At 64.0% G+C, this 19318-nt stretch carries 13 protein-coding genes; 3 read left to right on the forward strand and 10 right to left on the reverse strand.

The window, feature by feature from the left end; translation table 11 throughout:
• Nucleotides 1-19 precede the first annotated feature (19 nt).
• The 9 genes from BFX80_RS15345 to BFX80_RS15385 all read right to left on the reverse strand — a co-directional run bounded on the left by BFX80_RS15345 (nucleotide 20) and on the right by BFX80_RS15385 (nucleotide 13261).
• Complete coding sequence (locus tag BFX80_RS15345) at nucleotides 20-1534, reverse strand: electron transfer flavoprotein subunit alpha/FixB family protein (RefSeq protein ID WP_084209352.1); 1515 nt, start codon at nucleotides 1532-1534, stop codon at nucleotides 20-22.
• The gene (locus tag BFX80_RS15350; RefSeq protein ID WP_084209353.1) at nucleotides 1531-3717 is read right to left on the reverse strand and encodes a (Fe-S)-binding protein; all 2187 of its coding nucleotides are present in this window, start codon (nucleotides 3715-3717) and stop codon (nucleotides 1531-1533) included. Before BFX80_RS15350 ends, BFX80_RS15345 begins: the two co-directional genes overlap by 4 nt.
• A 32-nt stretch (nucleotides 3718-3749) precedes the next feature.
• The gene (dgcA, locus tag BFX80_RS15355) at nucleotides 3750-5828 is read right to left on the reverse strand and encodes a dimethylglycine demethylation protein DgcA (RefSeq protein WP_077379051.1); all 2079 of its coding nucleotides are present in this window, start codon (nucleotides 5826-5828) and stop codon (nucleotides 3750-3752) included.
• A gap of 266 nt (nucleotides 5829-6094) precedes the next feature.
• A complete protein-coding gene (locus BFX80_RS15360) occupies nucleotides 6095-6631 on the reverse strand; it encodes a DUF5943 domain-containing protein (RefSeq protein WP_043333737.1) in 537 nt (178 codons plus the stop codon).
• Between the two features lie 123 nt (nucleotides 6632-6754).
• Nucleotides 6755-7765 carry a dipeptidase gene (locus tag BFX80_RS15365; protein ID WP_077379049.1) on the reverse strand — a complete coding sequence of 337 codons (1011 nt, stop codon included), beginning with the start codon at nucleotides 7763-7765 and terminating at the stop codon, nucleotides 6755-6757.
• Nucleotides 7766-8013: 248 nt separating this feature from the next.
• On the reverse strand, nucleotides 8014-8775 hold the full coding sequence (gene mtgA, locus BFX80_RS15370; RefSeq protein WP_084209354.1) for a monofunctional biosynthetic peptidoglycan transglycosylase: 762 nt from the start codon (nucleotides 8773-8775) through the stop codon (nucleotides 8014-8016).
• Nucleotides 8776-9064: 289 nt separating this feature from the next.
• Nucleotides 9065-10354: a choline metabolism transcriptional regulator GbdR gene (gbdR, locus tag BFX80_RS15375; protein ID WP_240499605.1), complete on the reverse strand. Its 1290-nt coding sequence runs from the start codon at nucleotides 10352-10354 to the stop codon at nucleotides 9065-9067.
• Nucleotides 10355-11154: 800 nt separating this feature from the next.
• Nucleotides 11155-12018, reverse strand: coding sequence for an S-formylglutathione hydrolase (gene fghA, locus BFX80_RS15380; protein ID WP_084209355.1), 864 nt, complete (start codon nucleotides 12016-12018; stop codon nucleotides 11155-11157).
• A gap of 133 nt (nucleotides 12019-12151) precedes the next feature.
• The gene (locus BFX80_RS15385) at nucleotides 12152-13261 is read right to left on the reverse strand and encodes an S-(hydroxymethyl)glutathione dehydrogenase/class III alcohol dehydrogenase (protein ID WP_077379043.1); all 1110 of its coding nucleotides are present in this window, start codon (nucleotides 13259-13261) and stop codon (nucleotides 12152-12154) included.
• Nucleotides 13262-13500: 239 nt separating this feature from the next.
• Between BFX80_RS15385 and BFX80_RS15390 the strand changes: the two genes are divergently transcribed.
• A complete protein-coding gene (locus BFX80_RS15390; protein ID WP_084209356.1) occupies nucleotides 13501-14394 on the forward strand; it encodes a LysR family transcriptional regulator in 894 nt (297 codons plus the stop codon).
• A 125-nt stretch (nucleotides 14395-14519) separates the two neighbouring features.
• Here BFX80_RS15390 and BFX80_RS15395 read toward each other — a convergent pair whose 3' ends face one another.
• Nucleotides 14520-16046 carry an NCS1 family nucleobase:cation symporter-1 gene (locus BFX80_RS15395; protein WP_170877479.1) on the reverse strand — a complete coding sequence of 509 codons (1527 nt, stop codon included), beginning with the start codon at nucleotides 16044-16046 and terminating at the stop codon, nucleotides 14520-14522.
• 767 nt (nucleotides 16047-16813) lie between these two features.
• On the opposite strand from BFX80_RS15395, the gene BFX80_RS15400 reads away from it, so the two are divergent.
• Nucleotides 16814-17716 (forward strand): nitrilase-related carbon-nitrogen hydrolase, encoded by a 903-nt coding sequence (locus BFX80_RS15400; RefSeq protein WP_084209357.1) that lies wholly within the window; start codon nucleotides 16814-16816, stop codon nucleotides 17714-17716.
• Nucleotides 17717-17798: 82 nt separating this feature from the next.
• Nucleotides 17799-19241, forward strand: a complete 1443-nt coding sequence (gene hydA / locus BFX80_RS15405; RefSeq protein ID WP_077379037.1) for a dihydropyrimidinase — start codon at nucleotides 17799-17801, stop codon at nucleotides 19239-19241.
• Nucleotides 19242-19318: the final 77 nt, after the last annotated feature.

The raw sequence follows: 19318 nt of genomic DNA on the forward strand, positions 1-19318 counted from the left end.
TCCTGTCGCAGGCGCGAGTTCAGGCCGCGTCGGCGGCAAGCGTGGCGGATGACGGGCTGGATGACGGGTTGGAGGACGGGTTGGAGGACATGGCGGGCGCAGTAGACGACTGACCCGCCGCCGAGGCACCACCTGCCGCCTGGGCGTCACCACCGGCACCGCGTTCGGCCTCGAGCTGCTGACAGAGACTGGCGAGGATCGCCCCGGCATCGCCGATCACCGACAGATCCGCGCGCTTGACCATGTCACAGCCGCCATCGAGATTGATCGCCACCACCTTGTCGCAGCGCTGGATGCCCTGCAGATGCTGGATGGCCCCCGAGATGCCCACCGCCACGTACACCCGCGCCGTCACCCAGGTACCGGTGGCACCGACCTGACGGGCACGCGGCATGAAGCCGTCATCCACCGCCACCCGCGAGGCGCCTTCGGTGGCGCCCAGCAGACTGGCGGCACGGTGGAAGCCATCCCAGTCGCGAATGCCGTTGCCCGCCGAGAGAATGAATTCGGCCTCGCCCAGCGCGATCGCGGAGGGATCGACCGCCACCGGGCCAAGATCCTCGATCACGTCTGGCACGGCGTGCGCGGTGCTGGCTGCCTCCCACTCAAGCGGCAGCGCGGCGTGGCGCACATCTTCCACCGGCTCGGCGCATTCCGCCTCGCACAGCAGGATACGGGTCAGCGCGCGGGTCAGGTCCTGCTGACCATTGCCGCTGCGCCCGGTGACGTTCACCTCGGCAAGCTCGCCACGCCCGATGGCCGCAAGCTCGCCCTCGAGTTGATAGACATTGCCGCTGGGCCGCGCCAGCGCATCGCCCGTGCACAGCAGGCGCGCACCGAGACGTCGGCCACGCTCACCGCCGCCAGTGCGGGATTCCGGCAGCAACCACAGCCGTGGTGCCAGGCGTGTATCAATGGCCTCAAGCTCCGCCAGCTGGGCCAGCGGCGCGTAACCATCGTGGACACTGTCGGCAAAGTGCAGCCAGCGATCGGCACCTGCCGCACCGAGTCCGACACTGTCGGCGGCGTCACCCTCCTCGCGCAAGGTGCCGAAGGTGACGGCCAACACCGCCCCCTGATGGGCGGGGTCGGCATCGGCGATCTGACGCGCCAGCCCCAGCACATCGCGGTCGTGGCTCGAGAGTCGCCCGCCGGTCATGTCCGGCACCACCGCGATCAGGAAGGCGGGTGATGCGATCTCGACCAGCGGCAGCACGCGCGCCTTGGCAACGACGGCGGCCTGACCGGCACCTGCCGCGACAGGCCCGGAGCGGCCACTGCGATCGATGCGCTTGCGGCCATTGGCGGCGATGAAGTGGCCGACGTGGGGATTGCGACGCATCACGCCCTTCGGGCCCATCCAGCGCTCCTGAGGAGTGGCCGCGCCTCGGCCCAGCGCCTGCAGCGCGCTGAGATGCTCCGGGTGCAGACGATTGCGTGCCTGCTGCTCCAGGCGCGGGTCACGGCGTGGCAGTGGCTCGCGCTCGGATGGGTGTGGATGCTCGGTTGCTTGTGGATCGACGGGGATCGTCATGCCGCCACCTCCGCGTCAGTGGGCTGCGTGAACAAGCCCTGAGTGGACGCATCCGCTACCAGCGCCCGCGCCATCAGCTCCGCCAGATCCAGCACCTGGGGTTCGGCTTCACCGGCCGGCGCCACCACGCCTTCCAGCATCGCGGTGCACTGCGGGCAGCCCACCGCCACTACCTCGGCGCCGGTCTCGCGCACGTCACCCATGCGCATGTCGGGGATACGCTGCTTGCCGGGGATGTCCGTCACTGGCGCGCCACCGCCGCCACCACAGCAACGTGAGCGGAAGCCGGAGCGCTGCATCTCGCGCACTTCAAGACCCAGCGCCGCCAGCAAGGTGCGCGGCGCCTCGAATTCCCCGTTGTAGCGACCCAGATAGCAGGGGTCATGCCAGGTGACCGAGCCGAGCGTGGCCAGCTTGCTGGCATCCAGACTCAGACGTCCCGCCGCCAGCATCTCGTTCATGTAGCTGGTGTGGTGATTGACGAGGTAGTCGCCACCGAAGGCGGCATATTCACGTCCCAGCACATGGAAGCTGTGCGGATCGCAGGTGATGATGCGCACGAAGCGGTACTTCGACAGGGTGGCGATATTGCGTGTGGCCAGCGACTGGAAGGTCGCCTCGTCACCCAGACGGCGTGCCACGTCTCCACTGTCACGCTCCTCGGCACCGAGGATGGCGAAATCGACCCTGGCCGCGCGCAGCACCTGCACGAAGGCGCGCAGCGTGCGCTGGTTGCGCATGTCGAAGGCACCATCGCCCAGCCACAGCAGCGCTTCCACCGGACGTGGATCACGCGCCGCTTCCCGAGCGGCCTGAACCTCGGCGATGCGCGGCAGGTCAAGATCCGCCGCCCAGTGCAGGCGCGCCTCGAGCGCGAAACCGCCCGGATTGTCGGTGGCGATGAGATTGTCGAGCACCTCGACGCCCTTGCCCGGGGTCGCGCCCTGCTCCAGCGTCATGTGACGCCGCATGTCGACGATGGCATCGACGTGCTCGATCATCATCGGGCACTCCTCGGCGCAGGCACGACAGGTGGTGCAGGCCCACAGGGTTTCCGGCTCGACCAGTACCGTGAATTCATGATTTAGCTTGTCGGAGTCACTTTTCGTACCAGAAGCGTCCTGCTCACCAGCCGCCTTGATCTGGATCGGCCCGGATGACGCTGCCTGAGTTGCCGGGCGAGCATGCGGAGAGGCCCCGACGATGGCCTGCTGCGGGCCGCCGCCATGCTGGCCGGGCGCGCGCTTCGGCTCATCGCCCGGATAGGGCGAACCAGCGTAGGCGGCATCGCTGCCACCGGCCATGCCCACCACCATGTCCTGGATCAGCTTCTTGGGATTGAGCGGCTGACCGGCCGCGAAGGCCGGACACACCGCTTCACAGCGCCCGCATTGCACGCAGGCATCGAAGCCCAGCAGCTGACGCCAGTTGAAGTCGGCAGGCTTGCCGACGCCCAGCGGTGCCTCGGGATCGGAAAGATCCAGCGGCAGCAGCGCGCTGTCGCGGATGCCAGCGCTGTCACGGGTGCTGAAACGTGCCGGACGCCGATGGAAGGCCAGATGCAGCGCGCCCGCGAAGGCATGCTTCATCGGCCCGGTGATGCGCGAGCCGCCACCGGTCATGCCGACGATCATCTCGAGCAGCCCCCAGGCGATCCCCGCCACCAGCACCAGCCCGAGGATACCGCCGGAGATCATGCCGCCGACGCCATCCGGCAGCACCAGTGACAGACTCATCACGAACAGGCTAGCGGAGAACGCCAGCAGGCTTTTTGGCAGACGCATCCACGGACCACGCGACAGGCGCGCCGGCGGGTCGAGACGACGACGACGCACGAACAGCGCACCAGCGAACATCGCGCCACTGGCCAGCAGCAGCAAGACGCCCAGCCAGGCGGAGTCGATGCCGAAGCCGTAGACCACCACCATCAGCAGCGCTGCGGCCACGAAGCCACCTCCGGTGGCGACGTGGGTATTGGCCATGTAGCGGTCCCGCGCGACCACGTGGTGCAGGTCCACCCCGTAGCGGCGCGGCACCTTGGCCAGGCTCGCGATCAGCTCTCCCACGCTCATGGACGTGGCATCCGCCCGCCCCTGGCGCCACAGGCCGATGCGCTTGACCGCACCGATGGCGGCCAGCGCCAAGGCGGCGAAGATCAACACCGACAACACTGTTTCGTTCATAGCCAAACCTCCCACCGATGTGTCAGACGCGATCAGAAATCCTTGCACAGGCGCAGGGCGTCATAGATGGCGGCGTGGGTGTTGCGCGGTGCATTGCAGTCGCCGAGACGGAACAGCAGGTAATCATCCCCATCGGTGGCCTGACTCAGGCACGGCTGCGGCTTGATGGCGTAGAGCGACTCGACGTCGATCTGGCCCTTGTTGAGCGAGCCATCCTTGAAGGCGTAGTAGAGCGCTTCATCGGGGCGCACGCCGTTCTCGACCACGATCTGGTCGACGACGCGTTCTTCCAGCGTGCCGGTGTATTCATTCTCGAGCACCGCCACCAGTCCCTCGCCTTCGCGGTAGACCTCATGCAGCACCATGTCGGAGGTCATCACGACTTCCTTGGCATACAGGCTGCGGTAATAGGTCGGGAAGGTGGTGCCGCCGACCGCCGCCCCCGGCTTGATGTCATCGGTGACGATCTCGACCCTGGCGCCCTTGGTGGCCAGATAATCGGCCACCGAGACACCGGAGAATTCGCAGATGCTGTCGTAGATCAGCACGTTGCTGCCCGGCGCGACACGCCCGTCCAGCACGTCCCAGGAAGAGACGATCAGGCTCTTGGCCGGGTCCTCGTCGTAGCCCCAGGATTCGAACTGCTCCATGAACGGACGGCCGCCCACCGCCAGGATCACCACGTCAGCGCGCAGGTCACGGATGGTCGCTTCATCGGCGCGGGTGCCCAGGCGCAGGTCGACCTTCAGACGCGCCAGCTCCAGCTGATACCAGCGGGTGATACCGGCGATCTGGTCACGCTGCGGCGCCTTGGAAGCCGTGGTGATCTGGCCACCCAGCTCTTCCTTCGCCTCGAAGAGCGTCACGGCATGGCCACGCTCGGCACACACGCGGGCCGCTTCCATGCCGGCCGGACCGCCGCCGACGATGACGACCTTGCGCACCGGACCGCTGGTCTTCTCGATCTCGTGCGGCAGGCCCATGTATTCGCGTGACGTCGCGGCATTCTGGATGCACAGCACATCCAGGCCCTGATACTGACGGTCGATGCAGTAGTTGGCACCGACGCACTGCTTGATCTGGTCGAGCTGGCCCATCTTGATCTTGGCGATGATGTGCGGGTCGGCGATGTGCGCGCGGGTCATGCCGACCATGTCGACATAGCCGCCTTCCAGAATGCGCTCGGCCTGATTGGGGTCCTTGATGTTCTGGGCGTGGATCACCGGAATCTTGACCACTTCCTTGATGCCGGAGGCCAGATGCAGGAAGGGTTCCGGCGGGTAGGACATGTTGGGAATGACGTTGGCGAGGCTGTTGTGGGTATCACAGCCGGAGCCGATCACGCCGAAGAAATCGAGCAGACCCGTGGCGTCGTAATAGGCCGCGATCTGCTTCATGTCGTCATGCGACAGGCCATCGGGATGGAATTCATCACCACAGATGCGCATGCCGACCACGAAGTCGTCGCCGACCTCGGCGCGCACCGCCTTGAGCACCTCGATACCGAACTTCATGCGACCCTCGAAGCTGCCGCCCCATTCATCGGTGCGCTTGTTGACGCGCGGGCTCCAGAACTGGTCGATCAGGTGCTGGTGCACGGCGGACAGCTCGACGCCGTCCAGGCCGCCTTCCTTGGCACGCCGCGCCGCCTGGGCGAAGTCGGCGATGATGCGCTGGATCTCTTCGACTTCGATGGTCTTGCAGGTGGAGCGGTGCACCGGCTCGCGGATACCGGACGGCGACATCAGCGAGGTCCAGTCGAAACCGTCCCAGCGTGAGCGACGGCCCATGTGGGTAATCTGGATCATGATCTTGCCGCCATGCTTGTGCACGGCATCGGCCAGATTCTGGAAATGCGGAATGATGCGGTCGGTCGACAGGTTGACGGAGCTCCACCAGCCCTGCGGGCTGTCGATGGAGACCACCGAGGAGCCACCACAGATGCACAGGCCACACCCGCCCTTGGCCTTCTCTTCGTAGTAGCGCACGTAGCGCTCGGTGGTCATGCCGCCATCGGTGGCATACACCTCGGCATGGGCGGTACTGACGACGCGGTTGCGGATGGTCAGCTTGCCGATCTCGATCGGCTGGAAGAGTGCGTCGAATGCCATGGTGAAAGCTCCTCGCCGGGGAGAGCGCCGCCTTGTCACGCCGGCCTGGCCTGCCCGCCGCCTCGAGTCGGGGCTCGTGGCGGCGGGCGGCGTCAGGCGTCTTGCATGTCAGGAAAGGCGGCGCTCAGGCGTTGCGTTGTCGTTGTTGTGTGTGTGGTGAGTGTCGTGACAGAGAGAGGATCGGGCAGCCGGCTGTTGCCTTTTGCCTGGGCCGGGCCTGGGCCTTGACCCGAGCCATGGAATAGAGAGTGGCGGATCTGAAAACGTCACACTGTTCCGGGAGCGACCTCGAAATACCCCACATCACAGCCTTCCTCACCACCGCTCTGGGTCTGGACGGCGACGGTGCGCAGCTCGCTGCCACGCGCGGCCAGAATCTGGTCCATCGCGCCGGCGAACCAGCCGGTGAACATGTACTCAAGCTTTGTGCCGGTCTTGCCCTGCTGATAGACGAAGCAGGAGTGCTCCAGGCGTACCTTGCAGGTGCCGCGCTCCAGATCGATCTCCTCGGTGATGAACAGACCCCAGCCGCGCTGTGACAGACGCTTCATGTAATGCTCGAAGACCTCCACCCCTACCAGGCCGTGCAACTCGGCTTCCTTCTCGCACCAGTGCCAGGCGCTCTTGTAGCCGGCGTGGTAGAGAATCTCGGCGTACTTCTCCACGCCCAGCGCCTCTTCCACCGCGACATGGTTGTTGATGAAGAAGTGACGCGGCACGTACAGCATCGGCAGTGCGTCGGAGGTCCAGACGCCGGTCTCGCTATCCACCTCGATCGGCAGTTCAGGGGCCATCTTGCTCATGTCGGTGTCCTCAAAAGGGGCTGAAAGGGAGATGCAAAAGAGAGTTCAAGAAAGAGATCAGGAGAGAGATCACGAAAGTGCGATCAAGAAAGAGCGAACCAGAAAAGGCCCAGGCAGGCAGACTCAGCCGCCCCAGACGTTTTCCAGCGTGCGCAGCCAGTTCTCGCCCATGATCTTGCGCACCTGATGCTCGCTCATGCCGCGACGCAGCAGCGCCTCGGTCAGATTGGGGAACTCGCCGATGGTGCGGATGCCTTCCGGATTGACGATCTTGCCGAAGTTGGTGAGACGACGGGCGTAGCCCTTGTCGTGGGTCAGCCACTCGAAGAAGTCCTGACCGTGTCCCTGGGTGAAATCGGTGCCGATGCCGATGGCATCCTCGCCGACCAGGTTCATCACGTATTCGATGGCCTCGACGTAGTCATCGACGGTGGCGTTGACGCCGGCCCGGAGGAAGGGGGTGAACATGGTGACGCCGACGAAGCCGCCGTGTTCGGCGATGAAGCGCAGCTCGGCATCGGACTTGTTGCGCGGGTGGTCCTTGAGACCGGCCGGCGCGCAGTGGGAGTAGCAGACAGGGACTTTCGATTCGAGGATGACTTCCTCGGAGGTCTTCGAGCCGACGTGGGAGAGATCACACATCACGCCGACGCGGTTCATCTCGGCGACCATCTCGCGCCCGAAGCCGGACAGGCCGCCATCGCGCTCGTAACAGCCGGTACCAACCAGATTCTGGGTGTTGTAGCACATCTGCACGATGCCCACGCCGAGCTGCTTGAAGACATCGACATAGCCGATCTGGTCTTCATAGGCGTTGGCATTCTGGAAGCCGTAGATGATGCCGGTCTTGCCCGCGGCCTTGGCGGCGCGGATGTCGGCGGCGGTGCGCGCCACGCAGACCAGGTCACTGCTCTCGGCGATCAGCTGGTTGCTCTTGACGATGTTGTTGACGGTCGCCTGGAAGCCTTCCCAGACCGAGACGGTGCAGTTGGCCGCACTCAGACCGCCCTTGCGCATGTCCTCGAACAGCTCGCGCTGCCACTTGGCGATCACCAGACCATCGATGACGATGCTGTCATCGTGCAGGGCGCGGGCCGCATCGGACCCACCGAAGGAGGAGGAGAATTCGGACATCATGTCGCTCCGGCGCTGGGCAGGCGGCTCTGGAAGTCAGGTCACTGCCCGTACCCGGCGGACAGGGTCTGCCGGAACACGATCTCCAGCAGGCTGTGCCAGCATAGTCCTGCCCTCTTCCCCCTCTGACGCCAGATGCGACGCGTGGCTACCGAATCGCGTCAGGACTGTCGTTTCTGAAACGACGACGCCCCGACTCGAGAGAGCCGGGGCGTCGTGGGACAGCCGAGGGTGTACCGTCAAGCCGGTCAGTGCGCGGGAGACAGCTCCTTCAGCGAAGGCAGCAGGTCCCAGCTCAACCAGCCACGCGGCTGTTCCAGCCGCTTGAGATAGCCCATGCCGAGATTGTTCATCTGGCGCCGCGTCCAGCTGGCACGCCGCTGGATATAGGCCGAGGGCTTGCCGGCATTGAAGCGAATCGGATTGGGCAGTACCGCCGCCAGCAGGCTGGCCTGATAGGCGGACAGGCTGGCGGCATCGGTATTGAAGTGATGCTCGGCCGCGGCCTCGACACCGAACACCCCCGGCCCCCACTCGGCGACGTTCAGATAGACCTCGAGAATGCGCTCCTTGGGCCAGATCACCTCGATCAGGATGGTGAACCAGACCTCCAGCCCCTTGCGCACCCAGCTGCGCCCGTTCCACAGGAAGACATTCTTGGCGGTCTGCTGGCTGATGGTGCTGGCCCCGCGCAGCCGTTCACCGGCCAGGCGCGCATCGATGGCCTTGACGATCTGATCGACATCGAAGCCGTAGTGATCGGGAAATTTCTGGTCTTCCGAGGCGATCACCGCCAGCCGGGCATTGCGGGAAATCTTCTCCATCGGCACCCAGTCATGCTGGAGCGCCATCGGCGCCCCCGAGACCAGGCTGTAGCCCCACTTCTCCAGCATCACCATCGACACCGGCAATGGCACGAAGCGCAGCAACACCACCAGGCCGATGCAGGCGACCATCCAGCAGCCCAGCACCTTGATCGCCCATGTCGCCAGCCAGCGCAGACGCTCCATCGGGCGCATCTTCACGGACGCCGCCGGCCTGCGTGTCGCGCCGCGGCGTGCCGATTGCCCATCGCGGGTCTTCTGCCCCTGTGTTCGTGCCATCCCTCGCCGTCCCCTGTCGCGCGTGTCGTGGCTGATCACGACGGGTCATCCCGTCTCCCAGCCCTTGTTGTCAGCTACTGCCTCATGCAGCGCTCGAGTGTACCAGAGCCCGCCGATGGCTCCTGTGAAAACCAAGATGCCCCGGCCGAAGGGCAGGGGCATCGAGGGGTCATCCCGTCACGCAGGTGTATGGCGATCAGAGCCTGACGCTTGCGTAGGTTGGCTCGCCACGCGCATTGGCCAGCGCCAGGATCGCCGAGGACACCGGCGATTCGGCGGCGGTATGCAGCGGCGAGGAGGCAGTCGTCTGGCTCAGCGACTGATGGATGGCACCATGCAGTACGCCTTCCAGACTGGCCACGCCGTGCAGCTGATGATCGACATCGGCACGACACGGCACGTCAGACACGCCGGGCTGACGCTCACCACCGATACGCTCATCGCGCGGCGGCATGCCGAAGTACTCGCGGTAGCATTTGGAGAAGTGCGGCGTGGAGACGAAGCCACAGGCCGAGGCCACCTCGATGATCGACAGCGCCGTCTGCTTGAGCAGCTGACGCGCCCGTGTCAGGCGCAGCTTGAGGTAGTAGCGCGACGGTGAGCAGTGCAGATAGCGCTGGAACAGGCGCTCCAGCTGACGGCGCGAGACATCCACGTAGTGGGCCAGCTCGTCCAGACCGATGGGCTCCTCCAGATTGGCCTCCATCAGCGCGACGATTTCCAGAAGCTTGGGCTGGGTGGTGCCCAGCACGTGCTTGAGCGGTACACGCTGCTGGTCCTGCTCGCCGCGCACGCGGTCACAGATGAACATCTCGGAGATGCCCGCCGCCAGCTCGCGGCCATGCTCGCGGGCGATCATGGTCAATACCATGTCCATCGGCGCGGTGCCGCCCGAGGCGGTGGCACGCTGCTGGTCGATGGAGAACAGTCGCGTGGTCAGCGGTACGCGCGGGAAGGCCTCCTGCATGGCCGCCAGACACTCCCAGTGAATGCTGGTCTCGTGACCTTCCAGCAGCCCGGCCTGCGCCAGCGCCCAGCTGCCGGTACACACGGCGCCCAGCTGACGGCCAGCGCGCGCCTGGGCCTGCAGCCAGCTGACATGCGGGCGCTGCACCGCCCGCTGGATACCGACGCCGCCACAGACGATGGCCATGTCCAGCGCCGGGCAGGTCTCGGCCGACACATCCGGCGTGACCTGCAGACCATCGCTGGCACGCACGGGCATGCCTTCCAGGGTCACGGTGTACCAGCGATACAGCTCACGTCCGGCCAGCTGATTGGCCATGCGCAGCGGTTCGACCGCCGAGGCCAGCGAGATGAGCGTGAAGCTGTCGAGCAACAGGAAGCCGATGGTCTGCGGCTGGCGTGTCTCGCCGGCCTGAGGGCCCAGCGAGCGAGCCCCCGCCCGGCGGGAATCGGAGGAAAAGCCGGATGTCATGTGAGAGCGATCGTGCGGGCGATCAATGCGGCCACTGGTCAGTGCCATGGGGAACTCCTTCTTGCTATCTGCCTGAGTTGCAGACCGGAGCATGAATGCCCTCACCCGGATCAGTCGGCGATCAGGGGGTCCGCGATATTGTCGTTGTTGGCACTCAGCAGGGAATCGACCGGAAGGTTGGCGATTCCAGCAGTGATGACAGCCATCATCGTGATCTCTCGCTTGAGCGACTCGGGATGCGACCCGAAGGAGTCCGATAACGTCAGGGGTGTCGTGAATCACTGCTTGGACGTCGTGCGTTGTCCACCTCTCGACAGTAAACCATCGCCCTGATACCGCGCAGCGATTAAATCGCCGCTGCACGGCAAATCATCGTTGCTGTACGGCACAGAATAACGCCGTGATTGGCTGACATCGACGCGATATAACCGCGAGCCACGAAAACCGCCCTTCATAGCGAAAGGTTCTGAAAGGCGGTGTCGCTCATGACGGAAAAACGACAGCCCCGACATCCTGTGATGGATGCCGGGGCTGTCGTTTCTGTCTTTCACGCAGGTTCTCTGCTCGGGGAGCGATCCCCTGTGGCTGGCCATGTCACATCACAGCTCGAGGCTTCAGACTCACCTCAAGAAAGAAGGTGTTTCGCATGCCTTTTCATCTCTACCGGCCACCACACTCACACCTCAAAGGAGGTGCTTCGCATGCCTTTTCATCTTCACTGGCTACCACACTCACACCTCAAAGGAGGTGTTTCGCATGCCTTTTTATCTTCTTTGGCTACCATCCTCACACCTCAAAGGAGGTGTTTCGCATGCCTTTTTATCTTCATTGGCTACCATCCTCACACCTCAAAGGAGGTGTTTCGCATGGTAGGTCAGATGCTCATCGATGAAGCTGGCCATGAAGAAGTAGCTGTGATCATAGCCGGGCTGGCGACGCAGGATCAGCGGGTGGTCCTGCTCGGCGCAGACCGCCTCCAGACGCTCCGGCTTGAGCTGCTCTTCCAGGAACTGGTCATTCTCGCCCTGCTCGACGAACAGCTCCTGACGCGCGGCACCGCTGTTGCCCGCCTGCTTGACCAGCTCGCAGGTATCCCACTGCGCCCACTGGGTGCGGTCATCGCCGAGATAGCCGCTGAAGGCCTTCTCGCCCCACGGGCAGGCCATCGGATTGGCGATCGGCGCGAAGGCGGAGACCGAGCGATAGCGCCCCGGATTCTTCAGCGCGCAGATCAGCGCGCCGTGGCCGCCCATGGAGTGACCGGAGATGGACTCGCGTTCGCCATCCACCGGGAAGTGACGCTTGACGAGCGCCGGCAACTCCTCGGTGACGTAGTCGTACATGCGGTAATGGCGCGCCCACGGCTCGCGGGTGGCATTGACGTAGAAGCCGGCACCGCTGCCGAAGTCATAGCTCTCGTCTTCGCCGGGCAGGTCCACGCCACGCGGGCTGGTGTCCGGGCAGATCAGGGCGATGCCCAGCTCGGCTGCCTTGCGCTGCGCGCCGGCCTTCTGCATGAAGTTCTCGTCAGTGCAGGTCAGCCCCGACAGCCACCACAGCATCGGCACCGGGCCCTGTTCGGCCTGCGGCGGCAGATAGATGGCGAACACCATGTCGCAATCCAGACTGCCGCTGCGGTGACGGTAACGCTTGAGCCAGCCACCATGCACCTTGTTGGCGCTGACCAGCTCGAGTTGTTCGGTCGCGGTCATCATGCTCTCCCTTGTGATATCGCCTCATGAAGACGGCGTCGGCAAGCCGACGCCGTTTCACGCTCCGAGCCCGCCCAGGCATCACGCTTGCCTGCCCGGCCCGGAGGCGTTTCAGCCAAAGATCGCTCGCGGATCAGAAGCTCAGCACGGTACGGATCGACTTTCCTTCATGCAGCAGGTCGAAGGCCTCGTTGATCTTCTCGAACGGCATCTGGTGGGTGACGAAGTCGTCGAGGTTGATCGCGCCATCCATGTAGCGCTCGACGTAGCCCGGAAGCTCGGTACGGCCCTTGACGCCACCGAAGGCGGAGCCTTTCCAGACGCGCCCGGTCACCAGCTGGAAGGGACGGGTGGCGATCTCTTCACCGGCACCGGCGACGCCGATGATGATGGATTCGCCCCAGCCCTTGTGCGCGCACTCGAGCGCGGCACGCATGACCTTGACGTTGCCGATGCACTCGAAGGAGTAGTCGACGCCGCCGTCGGTCATGTCGACGATGGCTTCCTGGACCGGCACGGACAGCTTGCTCGGGTTGACGAAGTCGGTGGCGCCGAACTTGCGGGCCAGATCGAACTTGTCCTCATTGATGTCGATGGCGATGATGCGCGACGCCTTGGCCATCACCGCGCCCTGGATGGCGGCCAGACCGATGGCGCCGAGACCGAAGATGGCCACGGTGGCACCCGGCTCGACCTTGGCGGTATTCATCACCGCGCCGATACCGGTGGTGACGCCACAGCCCAGCAGGCAGATCTTGTCCAGCGGCGCTTCCTTGGACACCTTGGCCAGCGAGACTTCCGGCACCACGGTGTACTCGGAGAAGGTAGACGTGCCCATGTAGTGGTGCAGCATCTTGCCGTCCAGCGAGAAGCGCGAGGTGCCATCCGGCATCAGGCCACGGCCCTGGGTGGCGCGCACGGCGCTGCACAGGTTGGTCTTGCCGGAGAGGCAGAACTTGCACTTGCCACATTCGGCGGTATAGAGCGGGATGACGTGGTCGCCCGGCACCAGACCGGTGACACCCTCGCCCACTTCCTCGACGATACCCGCGCCTTCATGGCCCAGCACGGACGGGAACAGGCCTTCGGGGTCTGCGCCGGACAGGGTGTAGGCATCGGTGTGGCAGACGGCGGTATTGACGATGCGTACCAGCACCTCGCCGGCCTTCGGTCCTTCGACATCGATCTCGACCAGCTCCAGCGGCTTGCCGGCTTCCAGCGCAATCGCAGCACGTGATTTCATTAATATCTCCTCGGAGCAACAATGGCGGTAGACTGATCCGTGGCATTCTCCCGGCGAGCCTGTCGGTGACCCCTTGCTCACAAGGGGTTCACGCAGGGGAACAGGCAAGGAGCAATGCATTGCCGCAACGCGTGCGGTGCCATCAGTATGCAACACAGTCTACGCAGTGACCTTGGCGGGATTAAGCCGTCAGCACTCAGATGATTATTGTCACTCAACAACAATGATGAGGAGCGGGCATGCAGCGTTGGGACCGCATCGAAGCCTTTGTGGAAGTCGTCAGAATCGGCTCGTTTTCCGGTGCCGCCCGTCATCTCGGGGTCTCCAGCTCACATGTCAGTCGCCTGATCAGCCAGCTGGAAGCCCAGCTTGATACCCAGTTGCTCTATCGCACGACCCGTCAGACGCGTCTCACCGATGCCGGACAGGTGTATTACGAGCACTGCCATCACCTCTTCGATGGCTTCCGCGCCGCCGAACAGGCCATCGGCGACTTCCATGCCCGTCCCAGCGGCGTGCTCAAGCTGACCAGCGCCACCACCTTCGGTGAGCGCTACGTCGCGCCACTGGTCAACGACTTCCAGCTGATGCACCCGCAGCTGGAAGTGCAGATGCACTTCACCAATCGTCCGGTGGAATTGATCGACGAGGGCTTCGATGTCGCCATTCGCATGGGCGTGCTCAAGGACTCCTCGCTGATCGCGCGGCGACTGGTGGACCGCCAGGAGTATGTCGTCGCCTCGCACGACTACTTTCAGCGTGCGCCGCGCCCGCACACGTTGGCGGAGCTCTCCAGCCACCGCTGCCTGGCGGGCTCCAAGCGTGAATGGCTGTTCGAGGTCGAGGGCCAGCGACGCGAGGTGCGCATCTCCGGCAGCTGGCAGGCCAATTCCGGGCCGGCACTGCTGGACGCCACGCTCAAGGGCCTCGGGCTTGCCCAGATTCCCGACTATTACGTCGCGCCTCACCTGGCCAGTGGCCAGCTGATCTCGGTGCTGGATGAGTATCAGGTGCGCGATACCGGGGTGTGGATCGTCTATCCCCGCCACCGCCATCTCTCACCCAAGGTGCGCCAGTTCGTCGACTTCATGGTCGAGCGCTTCGAGGACGGCATCCCCGGCCTGGTGGGCTGACGCCCAGGGCGCGAAGGCCTCAACCGGCTATCACTTCCCCTTGCCACGACGACAGACGGGCTGCCGATGGGCAGCCCGTCTGTCGTTGCACGTGACGTTGCGTTGCGAGCTATCCGCCAGCGGCGTCAGGCACGCTGCGCGCCGCCACCCGGTATCGCCTCCGGCAGATGCACCGGCGGTGCCTTGACCAGCAGCTTGCTGGCCACGAAGTAGACCAGCGCCCCCAGCAGCGAGCCGGTGAACCAGCCGTAGTCGTAGAACCAGGAAAGCCCGGGCTGCGAGAAGCTGATCACCGTCAGCCCCACCGGCACGAAGAAGGCGATGAAGCCCGCTGGATTGAAGGCCGGGTAGGTGCTGCCATCCAGATAGAGCGCCGGCAGATCGAAGGACTGGCGACGGATCACGAAGTAGTCGACGATCATGATTCCCGCGATCGGCCCCAGCAGACTCGAATAGCCCAGCAGCCAGTTGGAATAGAGGCTCTCGAGGCTCACGTCGGAGACGATCCAGCCCATCTTCTTGATCAGCTCGAAGCCCATCAGCAGCACCCCGACCAGCCCGGTGAGCAGCACGCCGCGCGTCTGGTTGATGAATTTCGGCGCGATGTTCTGGAAATCATTGGTCGGCGAGACGATGTTGGCGGCGGTGTTGGTGGAGAGCGTCGCGATGATGATCAGCACCATGGCGATGGCGACCCAGCCGGGGCTGTCGATGCGACCGATCAGGTTGACCGGGTCGGAGATGGTCTCCCCCACCAGCGAGCTGGAAGCGGCCGTCAGCACCACGCCGAGCGCCGCGAAGAAGAACATCGTCAGCGGCAGGCCGATGATCTGACCGACGATCTGGTCCTTCTGGCTCTTCGCGTAACGGCTGAAGTCAGGAATGTTCAGCGACAGCGTCGCCCAGAAGCCGACCATCGCGGTCAGGCCCGCCATGAAGTAGCTGGCCACGCCATCGCCTTCGGGACGATTCGGTGGCTGGGCCAGCAGTTCGCTGATCGAGGTATGCGGCAGCGCCCACACCATCAGGCCGACCCCCACCGCCAGCAGCAAGGGCGCGGAGAGCGTCTCCAGCCACTTGATGGATTCCGCGCCGCGAATCACCACGAACAGGTTGAGCGCCCAGAAGATGAAGAAGCCGATGACCTCGCCTACCCCGCCCAGCGCCTTCCAGTCGGCCGAGAGGCTCGACAGCAGCAGGTGAATCGCCAGGCCGCCGAACATCGTCTGGATACCGAACCAGCCACAGGCGACCACCGCCCGAATCATGCACGGCACGTTGGAGCCGATGATCCCGAACGATGAACGCAGCACTACCGGAAAGGGAATCCCGAAACGCGTGCCGGGGAAGGCGTTCAGCGTCAGCGGGATCAGTACCACCAGATTGGCGACCAGAATCGTGATCAGCGCCTCGCCGACACTCAATCCGAAGTAGGCAGTGAGCACGCCGCCCAGGGTATAGGTGGGTACGCAGATCGACATGCCGACCCACAGTGCGGCGATGTTCCAGCGCGACCAGGTGCGCTCGGCACTCCTGGTCGGCGCGATATCCTCGTTGTAGCGCGGGCTGCGGGCGACGTCCTGCGCCACCACCAGCTCGATCATTTCCTCATTGCTGCGCACCATGTGCGAGCGAGTCTGTGTCGGGGCCATGAGTCCTCACCTGTTCAGCTGTTGTTATTGTTGAGGGTGATGCACGTCGCTTGTCCTGGCTTTGCGCTCTGTGGCGCGTCTTGCCGTCTTTGAAGATCCGTCCCTTCCTTCACCCTCCTGATTCACTTTTCACCCTGTTTCAGCCAAGGGATGCTCGAATTACCCATCATCATGAAGCGGTACCTTTCATGGGCAAATCGCATGCCGATGGCGGCATTATTGCCGTCAAATCAAACCTGTCACGCAAGACAACTTGAGAGGCAATGGCGCGGGTTTGACCGTCTGATGCCCATCAGGTGGCGACACGCCGTGTTCGCGCCAATTGTCAGTATGGTCAGGTTCCAAGCTGGTGCAAGGCGGTCTTGCACAGGGCTCATACAGACGGTCACAAGCCACTGATGTGCATTGAGTTTTCCTTTTAGTATCGCGTGAACCACGCTGATTCTTCTGGCACCACAATGGTGAATTCATGCGAAATCTTGACCGAAAATCCTTTTATAACAACAAGATAAATTCACGAGACTTTATTTGACACTTCGTCTTGCCGAACGCGGGAACACTGTCTAATGTTCATTAAGCTGACTGGTGAGACAGGATCTGCATCGGACCTTCCCTGACCCACGATACCTGCCGCGGGCATGCAGACTTTCCGGACAGGCGGAGTGATTTTCCAGGACCCATTTCGCGCCATCCCGGCTCACCCGCTCTGCCCACCAGCACTCATTGAAGACAACAACAACCGGCGCCAAGCGCCCGATGAGGATGACATGTCGAACGACTCCCGCATCTCCTACCGCGAGGATGCCGGCAAGCTGCGCTGCGCCGTCATCCAGATGGGACTCAACGTCTCCACCGACCTCGAGCCCGCACAGATCCGCGATGCCATGAACGAGGCCCACCTGCCGCTGATCGACCAGGCCGGTGAGGCAGGCGTCAAGATCCTGTGCTTCCAGGAAGTCTTCAATCAGCCCTATTTCTGCCCGAGCCAGGATGCCAAGTGGTATGCCGCCGCCGAGCGCGTGCCCGACGGCCCCACCGTCACCCTGATGCAGCAGTACGCGAAGAAGCATCAGATGGTGATCATCGTGCCCCTCTACGAGGAAGTGCAGCCGGGGGTGTACTACAACACTGCCGCCGTCATCGATGCCGACGGCAGCTATCTGGGCAAGTATCACAAGACCCACATCCCGCAGGTGGCGGGCTTCTGGGAGAAATTCTTCTTCAAGCCCGGCAAGTCCGACTGGCCGGTCTTCGACACCGCCTACGGGCGCATCGGCGTCTACATCTGCTATGACCGCCACTTCCCGGAAGGCTGGCGCGCATTGGCGCTCAACGGCGCCGAGATCATCTTCAATCCCTCCGCCACCGTCGCCGGCCTCTCCCAGTATCTGTGGGAGCTGGAACAGCCCGCCTCCGCCGCCGCCAATGGCTGCTACATCGCCGCCATCAACCGTGTCGGCCATGAACAACCCTGGGATATCGGCGAGTTCTACGGTTCCTCCTACTTCGTGAATCCACGCGGCCAGATCGAAGCCCAGGCCAGTGCCACCGAGGACGAGCTGTTGATCCACGACCTCGACATGTCAATGGTGCGCGAGGTGCGCAACAACTGGCAGTTCTTCCGCGACCGCCGTCCGGACGCCTATACCCGCCTCACCGATGGTGAATGACGGCCAGCACGATAACGACAACGACAACACGACCTGACACTCAATGCCGGACAAGGCCGCGCGATGCGGCCGGGAGAGATTCATGGCAATCCTGATCAAGGGCGGCAGCATCCAGACCCACGAAGAGCGCTACACCGCCGATGTGCTGTGTGACGGCGAGACCATCACCGCCATCGGCACCGACCTCGAGGTACCGGACGACTGCGAGGTGATCGACGCCAGCGGCTGTCTGGTGATGCCCGGCGGCATCGACCCGCACACCCACATGCAGCTGCCGTTCATGGGTACCGTCGCCAGCGAGGATTTCCAGAGCGGCACCGCCGCGGCGCTGGCCGGCGGTACCACCATGATCATCGATTTCGTGATTCCCTCCCCCCAGCAACCGCTGATGGAGGCCTATCACACCTGGCGCGAGTGGGCCGAGAAGTCGTGCTGCGACTACAGCTTCCACGTCGCCGTCACCTGGTGGGACGAGAGCGTCAGCCAGGACATGCAGACGCTGGTCTCCGATTACGGGGTCAACAGCTTCAAGCACTTCATGGCCTACAAGAACGCCATCATGGCGCCGGATGACACCCTCGTCTCGAGCTTCGCGCGCTGTCTGGAGCTGGGCGCGATTCCCACCGTGCATGCCGAGAACGGCGAGCTGGTCTACCACCTGCAGCAGAAGCTGCTGGCCGATGGCATCACCGGGCCCGAGGCACATCCGCTGTCGCGTCCGCCACAGGTCGAGGGCGAAGCCGCCAGCCGCGCCATCCGCATCGCCGGCACTCTGGGCACGCCGGTGTATCTGGTTCACGTCTCGACCGCCGATGCGCTGGAGGAGATCCGCTACGCGCGTGAGCACGGTCAGCCGGTCTACGGCGAGGTGCTGGCAGGCCATCTGCTGATCGATGAAGCGGTCTATCAGAACAAGAGCTGGGAATTCGCGGCAGGCCACGTGATGAGCCCGCCGTTCCGCTCGCTGGAGCACCGCCAGGCACTGTGGGGCGGCATCCAGTCCGGTGACCTGCAGACCACCGCCACCGATCACTGCTGCTTCTGCGCCGAGCAGAAGGAGATGGGCAAGGACGACTTCTCGAAGATTCCCAACGGCACCGCTGGGGTCGAGGATCGCATGGCGATGCTGTGGCACGAGGGCGTCAACACCGGGCGCTTCTCCGCCGAGGACTTCGTCGGCCTGACCTCCACCAACGCCGCCAAGATCTTCAATCTGTACCCGCGCAAGGGCGCGATCCGGGTCGGCAGCGACGCCGACATCGTGGTCTGGGACCCCAACGCCGAACGCACCATCTCGGCGAAGACTCACCACCAGAACATCGACTTCAACATCTTCGAAGGCCGCACCGTCAAGGGTATCCCGCGTCACACCATCAGCCGCGGCGACTGGGCATGGCGCGATGGCGAGCTGCATGCCAAGCGCGGTCACGGCCAATACGTCGAACGCCCGCCCTACCCCAGTGTCTTCGACCAGCTCAAGGCCCGCGCCGAGAGCAATGTCGTCACCGCCGTGGATCGCAGCTGACGGCCGACGAACGACTCGAACAAGACAAGACCGGCACGACTGAACGACACGACTGAACGACGGCCTGGCAGCGCACC

The organism is Cobetia marina (genome assembly GCF_001720485.1).
In the GTDB taxonomy this organism is placed as follows: Bacteria; Pseudomonadota; Gammaproteobacteria; order Pseudomonadales; family Halomonadaceae; genus Cobetia; species Cobetia marina.